The sequence below is a fragment of the Sorangium sp. So ce185 genome (genome assembly GCF_051526825.1).
Classification (GTDB): domain Bacteria; phylum Myxococcota_A; class Polyangia; order Polyangiales; family Polyangiaceae; genus Sorangium; species Sorangium cellulosum_D.
Map to the genome: position 1 here is coordinate 11,447,332 of NZ_CP150316.1, position 14,826 is coordinate 11,462,157.

Sequence of the window (14,826 nt, forward strand, 5' to 3'; positions counted from 1 at the left end):
GGGCCGCGCGCGGCGCCTGCCCTTCCCACACCCCCGTGCCATTCCTGCCGTTCCTTGACAGCAGGGGGTAGGGTCAAGTAGCCGAGGACCCGCCTCCTCCATGCTAGAACCCCACCGCACCAGGCTGAGCAGCGCGCTCGCGAAGCTCGACGGCACCCTCGAGCGGCTCGCGCGCGCCGCCTTGACCCTGGCGCCGTGGCCGATCCTCTTCGGCATGAGCGTCGCCGTGTCGGCGTGGGTCTTCACCCACCCGAGCCGTCTCGCCCTGCTCTCGACGAACAAGCTGACCGAGCTGGAACGCCGCTGGATGGCCGGCGGCGCCGTCGCGGCCATCGTGGGGGTCGGCCTCGCCTACTTCTTCGTGATGCTGGCGGGGCGCGCCTTGACCCGCTCGTGGGACGTCGTGGGCACGGTGGGCCGCCTCAACCGCGCCCTCGCCCCCCTGCTCGCGCTCCCCTTCATCGCCGCGCTCAAGCTGCCGAACATCGAGAAGGACAGCCCGAGGACCGCGATCTTCTACGCCGCCCTCGCCGCCGCGACGGTGGGCGCCGGCGTCTACGCCTGGGGCCGCGGCGCCCGGCTCTCGCCCGCGCTCGCCATCGACGACCCGGCCGCGCTCGACAACCCGCCCGCAAGCGGCGGCCCGCTCGCCAAAGCCGGCCGGTGGCTCGCGCCGCTCGCCGTCCTCGCCCTGTGGGCAGGCTACGCCCTCTTCTTCTCCCGGCTCGCGATCACCAACCACCACGCGCTGCACACGCGGACGCCCGACCTCGGGTACTACGACAACATCTTCTACCAGTCGATCCACGGGCGGCCGCTCGGCTGCTCCTGGCTCCGCGCCGGCTACCACGGCTCCGCGCACTTCGATCCCATCCTCGTCCTGCTCTCGCCGCTCTACCTCATCTACCCGAGGGCGGAGCTCCTCCTCGTGCTCCAGTCCGTGTGGCTCGGCGCCGGCGTGATCCCGGTGTACCTGCTCGCGCTCGACAAGCTCGAGCACCGCGGCAAGGCGCTCCTGCTCGCCGCCGTGTGGGCCCTCTACCCGGCCCTGCACGGCGCGAACATGTACGAGTTCCACTCGCTCGCGCTGATCTCGCCGCTCGTCGTCTGGCTCCTCTACTTCTACGAGACCGGCAAGGACCGGTGGTACTGGGTCACCCTCGCCACGCTGCTGCTCTGCCGCGAGGACGTCTCGCTCCTGATGTGCTTCATCGGGCTCTACGCCATCTTCGACCGGCGCGCGGGCCGGACGCGCCTCGGCTGGATCACCATCGCGACGAGCCTCGTCTACTTCGTCATCGTGAAGCTGTTCTTCATGACGTCCGCCGGCATCATCATGTCGGGCAAGGACGCGTACTCGTTCGCCTACTACTACGAAGAGCTCATGCCGAACCGGAGCGGGCTCGGCGGCCTCGTCGTCTCCGTCCTCACGAACCCCGTCTTCGTCCTCAAGGTCATGCTCGAGGAGCCGAAGATCCTCTTCCTGCTCCAGCTCTTCGTCCCCCTCTGCTTCCTGCCCTTCCTCGCCAAGCCCGGGCGATGGATGCTCGCCTACGGGCTCCTGTTCTGCCTGCTCGCCTCGCGCGACGCGGTCTTCTCGATCCACTTCCAGTACTCGTCGATCCTCTTCCCCATCGCCTTCGTGCTGACGCCGATCGCGCTCAAGCGGGTCGAGGACTCGGCGCCGGCCGCGTACCTCGGGTTCGACGGGCGGCGGCTCTCGCGCGCGCTGCTCGCGGCGACCCTCGTGGCGAGCGCGCTCGTGTCGTGGAAGTTCGGCGGCCTCGTCGAGAACGCCTCGTTCAGGGGAGGCTTTCACCGCGTGGCGCGCGCGCTCACGCCCGAGCAGGAGGCCACCTACGGGTGGGTCAGGCAGCAGGTCGAGTCGATCCCGCCCGGCGCGATCGTCGGCGCGACGAGCAAGATGGGGCCGCACGTATCCAACCGGCAGGAAGCCTATTTCTACCCGGGCGACCGCGCCGCCATCGTCCAGTATGTGTTCCTTGACGAGGGGGAGCTCAAAGGCAAGGACCTGGAGCGCCACAACGCGGCGGTGAAGCGCGGCGAGCTCACGGAGCTCGGCCGGCTGAAGAAGATGGCGCTCTTCAAGCGGGTGAAGCCGGCGGCGAAGCAGCCGCCGCCGGCCCCGGCCGAGCGCGACGAGCCCCCTACCGAAGACCCGGCTCCGGAGCTACGAAAGCAGGACAGAAAAGACGGCGGCGCGCCGCCCGAGCCAACCAGCACCGCGGAGCAAGATGAAGACCCTCCTCCTGGCCCATGACTTCGACGAGACCTCGGAGCGCGCCCTCGACACTGCGATCGAGCTCGCCCGCAAGCTCTCCGCGAAGGTCGTCGTCGCACACGTGTACAGCGTGCCCGTCTACACCTTCCCGGAGGGCTCGTCGCTGATCCCCTCGGCCGAGGACGCGGCGCGCCTCGCCGAGGCGGCCCAGCGGAGCCTCGATCAGGTGCTCGAGCGCCGGCGCGCCGTGGGCGACGTCGAGATCTCGGGCACGCTGCGCGCCGGCGCCCCCGACGAGGAGATCTGCCGGCTCGCCGACGAGATCGGCGCCGACATGATCGTGATCGGGACGCACACGCGCGGAGCGGTCGCGCGGGCGCTGCTCGGCAGCGTGGCCCAGCGGGTGGTGCGCTCGGCGAAGGTCCCGGTGCTGACGATCCGCGGCCCGCAGAGCGGTTGAGCGACACGTCCTGCCGCTTCGGGCCCGAGGTTCGTGGCATCGGGGACCATCGCATCCGTATCCGGCACCACCGGATCGGGCATTAGAAATTTCCCGACGCCCTGCCAAATGCATCCGGCCGCTGCCCCGAAACCTCGTTGAAACATCGGGCACGTTACGCCCGAGCCATGAAGATCGACACTGGGGATACGGCCTGGCTCCTCGCATCGACAGCCCTCGTCCTTTTCATGACGCCGGGCCTCGCCCTGTTCTACGGCGGCATGGTGCGCCGCAAGAACGTGCTCGCGACGCTCATGCACTCGTTCGCGGCGCTCGCGGTGATCTCCGTGCAATGGGTGGCGATCGGGTACTCGCTCGCGTTCGGCACGTCGCAGGGCGGGCTCATCGGCGGGCTCGATTATGTCGGCATGCGGGGGCTCGCGGGCGTGGAGCGCGGCACCGTGCCGCACCTCGCCTTCGCGGCGTTCCAGATGATGTTCGCGGTGATCACGCCCGCGCTCATCGCGGGGGCGTTCGCCGAGCGCATGCGGTTCCCGGCGTATCTGGTCTTCATCCTGCTCTGGTCCACGCTCGTCTATGATCCCGTCGCCCACTGGGTGTGGGCGGAGAAGGGGTGGCTCTTCGAGATGGGGGCGCTCGACTTCGCCGGCGGCACCGTCGTCCACCTCGCCGCGGGCATCTCGGCGCTGGTCTGCGCGATCGTGCTGGGCAGGCGCTCGGGGTACCCGCACGAGCGGCACGTGCCGCACAACCTGACGATGACCCTGACGGGCACGGGCATCCTCTGGTTCGGCTGGTTCGGCTTCAACGCCGGCAGCGCGCTCACCTCGGGCGGGCTCGCGGCGCTGGCGCTGCTCGACACGCACGTCGCGGCGGCGGCGGGCGGCGCGGCGTGGCTCTTCGTCGAGTGGGCGCAGCGGGGCAAGCCGACCGCCCTCGGCGTCGCGTCCGGCATCGTGGCCGGGCTCGTCGGCATCACGCCGGCGGCCGGGTTCGTCGCGCCCTGGGCCGCGGCCGTGATCGGCCTGCTCGCGGGCGCGGTCTGCTACGCGGCGGTCGTCTCGAAGGAGCGCCTCCGCTACGACGACTCGCTCGACGCGTTCGGCGTCCACGGCGTGGGCGGCCTCCTCGGCGCCGTCCTGACCGGCGTCTTCGCGGAGAAGGCCCTGAACGAGGGCGGCCGCGACGGCGTGATCGCCGGCAACCCCGGTCAGATGGTCCCGCAGCTCGCCGGCATCGTGGCCGTCGGGCTGTACGCGGCGATCGTGACCTTCCTGCTCCTCAAGCTCGTCGACAAGCTGATCGGCCTGCGCGTGGCCGAGAGCGACGAGCGCGAGGGCCTCGACGCCACCGAGCACGGCGAGACCGGTTACGCGCTGTAGCGGCGCGGGGGGCAGCCCCGGCCCCCAGCGTCGTCGCGGGCCTCGGCCGGGCTCGCTCTCCTGGTAACGAGGGGGTGAGGCGCCGTCGTAGTTGCCTCCACCCGGGCGCACCGCTAGAGCGACAGACGGTTCGAACCGCCGGGGCGCCGGGGATGCCGTGAGAGGTCGACGCTCTCCCGGCGCCCCCGGCGCCCCGACGGCGTATCCCCCCGGACCGATCGGTGCTCCAGCTTGCGCCGAACCTTTCCCCTGGGCGCGCGCCGAGCGAGCGCCCCGTCATCACGGAGCAGACAGGCATGAGCGGCCATTCCAAGTGGGCCACCATCAAGCGGAAGAAGGGCGCCCTCGACGCGAAGCGCGGCAAGCTCTTCACCAAGCTCATCAAGGAGATCACCGTCGCCTCGCGCATGGGCGGCGGAGACCCGAACGGCAACCCGCGCCTCCGGAAGGCGATCAACGACGCCAAGGGCCAGGCGATGCCCGCCGACACGATCAAGCGCGCCATCCAGCGCGGCACCGGCGAGATCGAGGGCGCGAACTACGAGGAGATCCTCTACGAAGGCACCGGCCCCGGCGGGACCCTGTTCCTCTGCGAGGCGATGACCGACAACCGGAACCGCACCGTCGCCGAGATCCGGAAGATCTTCGAGAAGAACAACGGGCAGCTCGGCGCCGGCGGCTCCGCGCAGTGGGCCTTCGATCGCAAGGGGATCATCCTCATCGCGAAGGACGCGGCGACCGAAGACCAGCTCATGGACACCGCCGTGGGCGCGGGCGCCGACGACTACAGCGATCAGGGCGAGGAGTGGCAGGTGCTCTCCAGCGTCGACGTGATGGACACCGTCGTGAAGGCCCTCGAGGACGCGAAGATCGCGGTGAAGTCGAGCACCGCGGGCTACGTGCCCAAGAACAAGAAGGAGGTCGCCGGCCGCGACGCCGAGGTCTGTCTCAACCTCGTCGACTCGCTCGACGACCACGACGACGTGCAGAACGTCTACGCCGACTTCGACGTCCCCGAAGAGGAGCTCGCGAAGCTCGAGGGGTGACGCCCGGCCCGACGCGGGCGCCCGCACGTCACGGGCGCCAGATCGGGAAGCTCACGATCGCCCACGAGAAGAACGCGTGGGCGAAGAGCGCCGGCGGCAGGCGGCCGGTGCGGTGCACCACGCGGCCCCACACGATCGAGCAGCCGAAGCCCGCCGCGACGAGCAGCGGGTTCGGCCCGGCGACCGGATCGCCGAGCAAGAAGAGCGTGGGGAGGTGCGCGGCGGCGAAGAGCGCGCTCGACAGCAGCCAGGCGGTCACCTGGCCGAACGGCCCCTCGAGCGCGCGCATGACGAGCCCGCGCCAGACGAGCTCCTCGAGCGCGGCCACGACGAAGACGATCGCGCCGGTGAACACGCGCGTGTCGGCCAGGGGGTCGCCGAGGTGGAGGTACATGCGGAGGAGCCACGCCTCGCGCGGCGAGCCCCGCGGGGCGAGCGCCAGCTGCACCGCCATGGCCATGCCGTAGAGCACGGCCGCGACGAACGCGCCGCGCGCGAGATCGCCCGACAGCGGGCGGAGCGCGGCGCGGAGCTCGCCGCGCCGGCGGAGCCACAGCACGGTGACCGCCGCGAGGACGGCGTAGAGCGCGCCGAGCGGCGCGAGCATGCCCGGCGCGCCCGCGCGATCGGGGTGGAACGCGTACGCGACCGCGAGCGCGACACCGGCGCTGACGGACGCGGCGATGAGCGCGGCCTCGCGGCGCGAGGCCCGCGGCGGCTCGCGCGGGTCGGTGGCCGGCGGGTCGACCGGGATCATCGCGCGCACAGCTGCACGACCCGATCGAGGATGCGGTCGGCGAGCACGGGCTTGGGCAACACGCCGAGCGCGTCGGCGGCGTCGCGGGTCACGATCGTGGCGCGGTTGTCGTCCCGGCCGAACGAGTCCGCGGCGTGGTTGGCGACGATCATGTCGACGCGCTTGCTCGCGAGCTTGCGCCGCGCATAGGCGATCACGCCGTCGTCCGAGTCGGTCTCGACGGCGAACCCGACGAGCACCGGGGGCCGCGCGCCGCCCTCGCGCGCGGCGGCGTCGAGGCTGGCGCGCGCGAGGCCGACCTCGGCGAGCAGGTCGGGGTTCGGGACGAGCGGGAGCGAGGCGAGATCCGGCGTGCGCTTCAGCTTTGTCGCGTGCTGCTCGGCCGGGCGGTAGTCGGACACCGCGGCCGTCATGATCAGCGCGTCGGCGCCGCGGAGGTCCTCGCCGAGCGCCTGCCAGAGCGCGGCGCGCATCTCGAGCGCGCCGCGCACGTCGACGCGCCGCGCGCCGGGCGGCGCGGCGAGCGACACGGGACCGGCGATGAGCGTGACCTGCGCGCCGCGGAGCGCCGCCCGATCGGCCACGGCGAAGCCCATCTTGCCGGTCGACCGGTTGCCGAGGAAGCGCACGGGATCGAGGTCCTCGAGCGTGGGCCCCGCGGTGACGACGAGGCGGAGCCCCGCGAGATCCCGCGGGCCGAGCCGCGAGAGCGCCGCGGCCGCGATCGCCGCGGGCTCGGCCATGCGGCCGAGGCCGCGCTCGCCCGAGGCGACCTCGCCGAAGACCGGACCGACGAGCTCCACGCGCCCGTCGGCCTCGAGCGTGGCGACGTTCCGCGCGGTCGCGGGGTGCGCCCACATGCGGGGGTGCATCGCCGGCGCGGCGAGCACCGGGCCCTTCGCGCACAGGGCGAGCGCCGTCACGAGGTCGTCGGCGCGGCCGCCGGCGAGGCGGGCGAGCACGTCGGCGGTCGCGGGCACGAGGAGCACGAGGTCCGCCTCGGCGGCGAGCGCGACGTGCAGCTCGCCCGCGAACCCCGGATCCCACATCGTGTCGCGCACCGGCTCGCCGCAGAGCCCGCTCAGCGTCATCGGGCCGAGGAACTGCTGCGCCGCGCGGGTCATGACCGGGAGCACGCGCGCGCCGCCCTGGATCAGGAGCCGCGCGACCTCGGCGGCCTTGTACGCGGCGATGCTGCCGGAGACAGCGAGCGCGACGGTCGGTCGCCCGCCGCCGGCGGCCGGCGGAGCGGGGGCGTCGGGGTGAGGCGCAGGAGAGGACGGCGTTCGGCCGGACATGATGCAGGTGCCAGCGTGGGGGCGCCGCTTCGCGGTCGCCGGTCAACATCGGTCGGGAGCCGCTCCGCGGTCCCTTGGCCAACATCGGTCGGGAGCCGCTCCGCGGTCCCCTGTGAACATCGATCGGGGACCGCCTCGCGGTCCGCCTCCGCCCACCGTGGCACGAAAACCGGCGGCCGTACACGCTGCGCCGCGGGCGGATGCTACCCTCACCGGGTGCGCTCCTTCGATCGGCCGCGGGGCCGCGCCCGGGCGGGCTCCGAGCAGCTCGTCACGGTGGCGACGTACAGCGAGTCCGTCGAGGCGCAGATGGGGCGCTCGGCCCTGTCCGCTCACGGCATCCGCGCCTTCCTCGCCGATGAGCACGTGGCGACGCTGACCCCTCATTATATCGGCAGGTCTCTCGGGATCCGGCTCCAGGTGCCGAGCGCGGATCTGGAGCGGGCGGCCGAGATCCTGAGACCGCCGCCCGTCGATGACGATCGCGAGCTCGACGAGGACGACGATGAGGCGGCCGAGCTCGATGGGCCGAAGTGCCCTGGGTGCGGGGCGCGCTACGCTTACCGCGAGTGGGCTCCGGGTCAGATCCTCGCCATCCTCTTGCTGCTCGGGTTGCCGCTCCTCGTCCTGAAGAAGCGGTGGCACTGCCGCAAGTGCGATGCGTACTGGCCCCCGGAGGCGAACGCGCCGAGGCATGGAAATCCCTACCGGGCGCCGCGCGGGGCGGCGCTGCGTCCGAAGGGCCAGTGAACCAACCGGCGGCCGCGGCGCGGCGCGCCCGGTGTCGCGCGGGAGCCGCCGTCACGTGGCGACGAGAAATCCCTGGCGGGATTTCTGGCGCGCGGCAGTAGCATCCCCCACCGAGAGCTCGTCACGGGGCTCCCTCACAGGAACACGAAACGATGGCAAGCACCGTCCTCACCGGCATCAAGCCCACCGGAACGCCGCACCTCGGCAACTTCGTAGGGGCGATCAAGCCGGCGCTCGCGCTCGCAGGGACCGCGTCGAACGCGCTCTACTTCGTCGCGGACTACCACGCGCTCAACACCATCCACGACGCGCAGAAGCTCCGCGGCCTGGTCCACGAGGTCGCCGCGACCTGGCTCGCGCTCGGCCTCGACCCCGAGAAGGTCATCTTTTACCGGCAATCCGAGGTCCCGGAGATCCTCGAGCTCAGCTGGATCCTCTCATGCTTCACGGCGAAGGGGCTCATGAACCGCGCGCACGCCTACAAGGCCGCTGTCGCCAGGAACATGGAGTCCCGAGCGTCGAGCGCCGCGACCGTGGAGGACATGGACGACCTCGACGCCGGGATCAACATGGGCCTCTACTGCTATCCGGTGCTGATGGCGGCCGACATCCTCCTGTTCAAGACGAATGTCGTTCCCGTGGGCAAGGACCAGGTCCAGCACATCGAGATCGCCCGCGACATCGCGCAGCGGTTCAACGCGATCTACGGCCCGGTCCTGGTCCTGCCCGAGGCGCGCATCGACGCCCACACCGCCGTGATCCCGGGCCTCGACGGCCGCAAGATGAGCAAGAGCTACGACAACACCATCCCGCTCTTCCTGGCGCCGGAGAAGCTTCGCAAGACGATCTTCAAGTACAAGACGGACTCGTCGCCCCCGAGCGAGCCGAAGGATCCGGACACCTCGCCGCTGTTCCACCTCTACCGGGAGTTCGCGACGCCCGAGGAGACGGACGCGCTCCGCGGCCGCTACCGGAGCGGCATCGGCTGGGGCGAGGCGAAAGAGGCCGTGTTCGAGGTGCTGAACCGCGCGCTGGAGGAGCCGCGCCGGCGCTACGCGGAGCTCATGGCCGACCCGGCGCGCGTCGACGCGCTGCTCACGGAGGGCGCGGCGCGCGCGCGGCAGATCGCGAGCGTGACGATCCAGGAGACGCGCAAGGCGATCGGCGTCCGCTGAAGGCCGCCGCCGGCGCGGGCGGACGTGACGCCGGCCGCCGCGCCCGGGCCGGCAGGCGGCGGCCGATCAGCCGCCGTCGCCCTTCTTCTGGCGCCGCTTCTTGCTCTTGCCGTCCTTCGCCTCGTCGCCCGCGGCGTCCTTCTGGCCGCGGGCCTCTCTCGCGCCCTTGCCCTCGGGCTGCTCGCTCGAGGCTTGCACGGTGGCCGCGCCCTCCGCGGGCGGGGCGTCCTCGCCGCGCCCGCCCTCGCGCGCATCCCCCTTCGCTCGGAAGGTGCCGATCCCCGCGCGCTCGGTCCAGCCGCGCTCGCCCGTGAGCCCCGGCTCGCGGCTCTCGACGGTGCCGCCGCCCGGCTCGGGGCCGGTCGCGCCGGGCGTGCGGACGTCCGGGCCCTGCGTGACGACGAGGTACTCGTCGGCCACGTACTCGGGGTGATTGTCGTCCGCCACCTTGACCTCCGGATCGCGCGGGCCGCTCCCGACATGGATGATCTGCGTGGTCGGCGGGTAGCTGTCGCTCCACTTCTCCCGCACCCCATAGGCGCCGTCGCGGACGACCCGCGAGCTCGTCGTCCGGAAGCCGGGGATGCCGCGCTGGGCGAGCGTCCGTGTCCCCTCAGGCAGCTTCGGCGTCGGGCGCTCCAGCTCCTCGAACGGGATGACCTCGTCGATGCGGCGAAAGTACGTGACCGTGAGCTTGCGCGAGGGGCCGAGGATCTCGGCGCGCACGACGCCGCCGGCCACCGTCTCGTGGAGCACGATCGGGAAGTCGAACGGGTTCCTGAAGCGGTAGTTGATCGTCGGATAGACGACGGTCGCGTCGAGGCCGAGCTTGATGTAGTAGCTCGGGCGGGAGTGCGGGTAGCGCTCGACGATCTCGAGCCCCGCGAAGAACGCGGCGCCGTGGAGCGTGCCCGAGATCTGGCAAGTCCCGCCGCCGAGCCCGTCGACGAGCTCCCCCTGGGCGATGACCGGAGCGACCCGGTAGCCGTGCGCCTCGTCGCGCGGGCCGACCGTCTCGTTGAAGTCGAAGATCTCCCCCGGCATGACGACCACACCGTCGAGCTTCGAGGCGGCGAGCCTGAGGTTATACGTCCTCTCCTTGGACTTCCCCCCGGTCGCGTAGCGCGTCTCGAAGTAGCCGAGCACCTGGTCGAACTTGACGTTGCCGAGCTGCTCCGCGACGAGCTTCGGCGCGATCGTCTCGACGCTGGCCTGCGCCGTGTCCTCGCCCGCCCGGAGGGCAGCGTCGATCCGCGCGAGGGTGCCGTAGACGTCCAGCCGATACCCGATCTTCTCGGGCCTGAGCTGCTTCGCCTCCAGATCGACATAGGCGTCGACCGCGGGCGCGTCGAGCTCGACCTTGAGATCGAGCAGCTTGCTGATCGCCCGCTCGGAGTCGAGGAGGAGCGGGATCGGGATGTCGAGCGGGGCGTCCTCGTCGTGGCGCTCGTGCGCGCGGCGGAGCGCGCTCTCCGGGCGGAGCGCCTCGCGGACGAACTCGGCGAGGCGGACGCGGTTGATCTCGACGCCGAGGTCGTTGCGGCGCAGCGCGCGCGCGGAGCCGTCGGGGAGCACGATCCGGATCTCGCCGGTCGCGTAGCGGCGCACGAGATCGAGCGCGTTGGCCACGACGTCGCCGCCCGTCGGCACCGGCACCTGCGCGACGCGGAGGACCGGCGGAGGCTTCCGGCCGTCGTCCGGCGGCGGAGGAAGCACGAGGTAGGTGATGACCAGGCCGCTCGTGACGAAGATCGCCACCAGCGCGGCGAACCGCCAGAGCTCCGGCGAGCGGCGAAGATCCATGCGAGGGCGGCCATCTTGAAAAGCGTTCCCCGAACCGTCAAGGAAACGCCGCCGGCGCGGCCTGCTCGGCCTACCCGGCCTACCGAATCACGGGGCGGCGCCCGTCCCGGGGACGGCGCGGCCGCGCGGCGCCCTCGACGCGGCGTGCGCGGCCCGGAGGAGCGGCGCCTTGATGGAGCCCGCCCTGGGCACGATGAAGCCGCCCCGCCCGTGCGGCGCGCGGTTCTCGGGCGCGGACCGCAGGAGGTACGCGCCCGCGAGCGCCACGAGGACCGCGAGGGCGACGGACGCCACGGGGACGAGCCAGCGCCGCGCGCGTCGGTCGGGCGGCGGCGCGCTCGCGCCGCGCTCCACGACCGCGCGCCCGGCGGGCTCGGCGGTTTCTGGCGAGCTCGGCTGCGGAGGCGGAAAGTCCGGGTCGTTCGAGCGCTCGCGCGCGATCTGCATCGCCTCCTGGATCGCGGCGCGCCGGCGCTCGCCGCGCGGGCCGAGCAGCCGCTGCATCAGCGCGGCGAGCTCATCGGCGGTGGCGAGCGGCGTCGTCAGCGACGCCTGCTCGATGGCGCGCCGCAGCTCGGCCATCGACGCGAAGCGCTCGTCCCTCGGCTTCGCGAGCGCCTTCATGATGATGCGCCCGACGTCCTCCGGGAGCGAAGGGATGAGGGTGCGCGGCGGCTCGGCCGCGGTCTTGTCGCAGATGCGGCGCACCGTCGCAGGCTCGTTCTCGGCGAGGAAGGGGTGCTTGCCCGTCACCAGCTGATAGAAGACGATCCCGAGCGTGAACACGTCGGTGCGCCGATCGATGGGCTCGCTGCCCGCCTGCTCCGGCGACATGTACGCGTACTTGCCCTTCACCTGGCCGACCTTGGTGCGCTGCAGGTTCGAGGCGGCCTTGGCGACGCCGAAGTCGAGGATCTTCACCGATCCGTCGTAGCCGACCAGGATGTTTTGCGGCGATACGTCGCGGTGGACGAGGCCGACGAGCTTGCCGTCGCGGCCGCGCAGCTCGTGCGCCGCGTGCAGGCCGAGGGCCGCCTCGCCGACGATGCGGAGCGCGACCGGGAGCGGGACGCCGCCGCGCGCCTTGCTCTCGCGGAGAACCAGGTTGAGCGGCTCGCCGTCGATGAGCTCCATCACCTGATAAAGGACGCCGTCCTCCTCGCCCGCATCGATGGTCTCCGCGACGTTCGGGTGGTGGATCTGCGAGACCAGCGTGGCCTCGTCCAGGAACATCGCCTCGAAGTCGGGGTCGTCGCTCAGCTCGGCGCGCAGCAGCTTGACGGCGACGATCTTCGGGAGCTGACCGCTCGTTCGAGCGGCCCACACCGAGGCCATGCCCCCGAGCGCGATGGGGACGAGGAGCTCATAGCGACCGAGCGTGTGGCCAGCGCGTACTTCTCCCATGGTGCTCACGTGCCGCGTAACCCCGGAGCGAGGCTGTCCCCGCCGGGAATGGAGCCCGCCGAGCGCGGCCTCCGTGAGGTCGGGTTCGCGAGAAGCGCTCGGTGTGCCAGGTGGTGATCTTGATCGAGGGTGACAGCGGACGCCCGGAGCGATGCCGGGCGCCTGATGTACGGATCGTCGCAGAGAACGCGTTGGCGCTCAACCCGGAACGCTATTCGGTCGCCGCGTGATCTTTACACCGGTCCATCGCGCCGCGGGCCGGCGCGCGCTCACCGGGTGAGCCCCGGAGCCTTGTCGGGATCACCGCCGCCCTCGGCCGGCGCGGCGGACGGCGGAGCCTCGGGAGACGGGATGACCTTGCGCAGCGCGGACAGGTGGCGCTTGGTCACACCGGTGACCGCCAGGATCTGCGCGTCGGTCGCGCGGCGCACGCCCTCCAGCGAGCCGAGCTCCCGGAGGAGCGCCGTCCTCACCGCGCTGCCGAGCCCCGGGATGTCCTCGATCTCGGAGCGGAGGCGCCGCGCCTTGCCCAGCCGCTTGCGCGCGTGATTGGCGAATCGGTGCGCCTCGTCGCGCGCCCGCGCCAGAAAAAAGAGGGCCGAGCTCGTGGAGCGGAGCGGGATACCGTTCTTCTGGCCAGGCAGGTAGACGCGGTCGACGAGCTTCTCGCCCGACTGCGTCTCGCGCTCCTTCGCGAGACCGACGATCGGAAGGCCGTGCAGGCCGAGATCGCGCGCCGCCGACAGCGCGACTTGGAGCTGGCCGCGCCCGCCGTCGACCACGAGCAGGTCGGGCAGATCCCACTCGGCTCCGCCGGACTGCGCGCTCTTCGGCGCCTCGCTGCCCGAGCCGGCGGCCTGCCGCTCCGCGGTCGCGGGCGCCAGCGCCGCTTCTGTCTCCGGCGGAGCGTCGCCGGCGCTCGCCGGGTCGAACGTCGCTTCGGCCGCGTCCGCCTCCATCGCTTCGCCCTCCGGCGCCTCATTCTCGATCGCGTCGTCAGCCGCGCCCTCGGCCGCGTCGCCCTCGGGCAGGTCGCTCACGGCCGCCTCGGGGGCGTCGGGCGCGGCGCCGCTCTCCGCGTCGTCCGCGACGGCCGGCGGGCTCGCCGGACGAGCTGCCTTGCCGCGGCGGAAGCGCCGCGCGAGCACCTCGTACATCGCGGCGTAGTCGTCGCCGTCGGCCACGCTCTTCACGTTGAAGCTGCGGTAGCGCTTCTTGTCGGGCTGGCCGTCGAGGAGCGCCACGATCGATCCCACCGTGTCGCCGCCGCCGAGATGCGAGATGTCGCAGCACTCGATGCGACGCGGGAGCGTCGGGAGCCGGAGGCGCTCCCTGAGCTCCTCGAGGCGGGCCTCGAGATCGTCCGAGCTCCGCTGCTTCTCCCGGAACGCGTGAGCTGCGTTCTCGTTCGCCATCTTGAGCAGGTCGACGCGGGGCCCGCGCTGCGGCACGAAGAGCGTCACCTTGCGGCCGCGCCGATCGCTGAGCCACTCCGCGACGCCCTCGGCGCCGTCGGGCAACACCGGCACGAGGACCTCATCGGGGATCGTGGTGGACGCGACGCCATAGTACTCGTTGAGGAAGCCGCCGAGCACCTCGTCGTCGGGCAGCTCCATGTTGCGGAGCGAGAAGGACAGCGTGTCTGTCACGCGCCCCTGGCGCACCATGATCACTTCGACCTCCACGAGCGTCCCCTCGCGGTAGAGGCCCACCACGTCTTGATCGACGTCCTTCACGTAGACGACGCGCTGCGCTTCCCGCACCGCCTCGACCGCCCGGAGCTGATCGCGGTAGATGGCCGCGCGCTCGAACTCGAGCTCCCGCGACGCGTCCCGCATACGCGAGGTGAGCTCGCCCGTGAGCTCGTCGTGGCGCCCCTCGAGGAAGAGCGCGACCGAGCGGACCATCTCCGTATAGAGCTCGCGATCCACATCCATCACGCACGGCGCGAGGCAACGCTTGATCTGGTACTGGAGGCACGGGCGCCGCCGCGACGCCATCTCGGCATCGGAGCAGGTGCGGAGCTGGAAGTGTTTGTTGACCAGGTGGAGCGTCCGCCGCGCGCTCGTCGCCGAGTGGTACGGGCCGAAATAGCGGGCCTTGTCCGGCGCGGGGCGGCGGACCGTCTCGAGCATCGGCCACTCCTTCTGCGTGTCGAGCTTGAGGCAGAGGAAGTCCTTGTCGTCACGCAGCTTGACGTTGAACCGCGGCTTGTGCTGCTTGACGAGCTCGTTCTCGAGTACGGCCGCCTCCTTCTCGGTGGCGGTCACCACCGTCTCCAGATCGGCCACGATCTTCCGGAGTATCGGGATGAAGTACCGGTCGTCGCTCCCGCTCTCCTGAAAGTAGCTGCGGACGCGCGAGCGCAGGCTCTTCGCCTTGCCGACGTAGACGACGGCGCCCGTCTTGTCGATGAACAGATAGCAGCCAGGCTTCGTCGGGAGCGAGGCGAGCTTGGCTGCGAGGAGGGCTTCGGGATCCTGCTTGGCGCTCGGGTTGACCACGGCCG

11 protein-coding genes are annotated in these 14,826 nt (G+C 71.8%); 6 read left to right on the forward strand and 5 right to left on the reverse strand.

Annotated features, from left to right (window positions below; translation table 11 throughout):
* Positions 1-100: 100 nt before the first annotated feature.
* From WMF26_RS42215 to WMF26_RS42230, 4 genes are all read left to right on the forward strand, one after another.
* Positions 101-2,281: a DUF2079 domain-containing protein gene (locus tag WMF26_RS42215; protein ID WP_437997336.1), complete on the forward strand. Its 2,181-nt coding sequence runs from the start codon at positions 101-103 to the stop codon at positions 2,279-2,281.
* On the forward strand, positions 2,256-2,702 hold the full coding sequence (locus WMF26_RS42220) for a universal stress protein (RefSeq protein WP_061625332.1): 447 nt from the start codon (positions 2,256-2,258) through the stop codon (positions 2,700-2,702). Before WMF26_RS42215 ends, WMF26_RS42220 begins: the two co-directional genes overlap by 26 nt.
* A gap of 167 nt (positions 2,703-2,869) precedes the next feature.
* Positions 2,870-4,084, forward strand: coding sequence for an ammonium transporter (locus tag WMF26_RS42225; RefSeq protein WP_061625333.1), 1,215 nt, complete (start codon positions 2,870-2,872; stop codon positions 4,082-4,084).
* 296 nt (positions 4,085-4,380) lie between these two features.
* Positions 4,381-5,130, forward strand: coding sequence for a YebC/PmpR family DNA-binding transcriptional regulator (locus tag WMF26_RS42230; protein WP_061625334.1), 750 nt, complete (start codon positions 4,381-4,383; stop codon positions 5,128-5,130).
* A 28-nt stretch (positions 5,131-5,158) separates the two neighbouring features.
* Here WMF26_RS42230 and WMF26_RS42235 read toward each other — a convergent pair whose 3' ends face one another.
* Both WMF26_RS42235 and coaBC read right to left on the reverse strand, forming a co-directional pair.
* Positions 5,159-5,887, reverse strand: coding sequence for a CPBP family intramembrane glutamic endopeptidase (locus WMF26_RS42235; protein ID WP_437997337.1), 729 nt, complete (start codon positions 5,885-5,887; stop codon positions 5,159-5,161).
* The gene (gene coaBC, locus WMF26_RS42240) at positions 5,884-7,185 is read right to left on the reverse strand and encodes a bifunctional phosphopantothenoylcysteine decarboxylase/phosphopantothenate--cysteine ligase CoaBC (RefSeq protein ID WP_437997338.1); all 1,302 of its coding nucleotides are present in this window, start codon (positions 7,183-7,185) and stop codon (positions 5,884-5,886) included. Before coaBC ends, WMF26_RS42235 begins: the two co-directional genes overlap by 4 nt.
* Positions 7,186-7,401: 216 nt before the next feature.
* Here coaBC and WMF26_RS42245 point away from each other — a divergent pair, with 216 nt between their 5' ends.
* Complete coding sequence (locus tag WMF26_RS42245) at positions 7,402-7,935, forward strand: putative signal transducing protein (RefSeq protein WP_061625337.1); 534 nt, start codon at positions 7,402-7,404, stop codon at positions 7,933-7,935.
* Between the two features lie 152 nt (positions 7,936-8,087).
* Positions 8,088-9,110, forward strand: coding sequence for a tryptophan--tRNA ligase (locus WMF26_RS42250; protein ID WP_437997339.1), 1,023 nt, complete (start codon positions 8,088-8,090; stop codon positions 9,108-9,110).
* Between the two features lie 66 nt (positions 9,111-9,176).
* On the opposite strand, the gene WMF26_RS42255 is transcribed toward WMF26_RS42250, so the two are convergent.
* From WMF26_RS42255 to uvrC, 3 genes are all read right to left on the reverse strand, one after another.
* Positions 9,177-10,913 carry a VanW family protein gene (locus tag WMF26_RS42255; protein ID WP_437997340.1) on the reverse strand — a complete coding sequence of 579 codons (1,737 nt, stop codon included), beginning with the start codon at positions 10,911-10,913 and terminating at the stop codon, positions 9,177-9,179.
* 87 nt (positions 10,914-11,000) lie between these two features.
* Positions 11,001-12,317 carry a serine/threonine-protein kinase gene (locus tag WMF26_RS42260; protein ID WP_437997341.1) on the reverse strand — a complete coding sequence of 439 codons (1,317 nt, stop codon included), beginning with the start codon at positions 12,315-12,317 and terminating at the stop codon, positions 11,001-11,003.
* A gap of 269 nt (positions 12,318-12,586) precedes the next feature.
* Positions 12,587-14,821 carry an excinuclease ABC subunit UvrC gene (gene uvrC / locus WMF26_RS42265; protein WP_437997342.1) on the reverse strand — a complete coding sequence of 745 codons (2,235 nt, stop codon included), beginning with the start codon at positions 14,819-14,821 and terminating at the stop codon, positions 12,587-12,589.
* Positions 14,822-14,826: the final 5 nt, after the last annotated feature.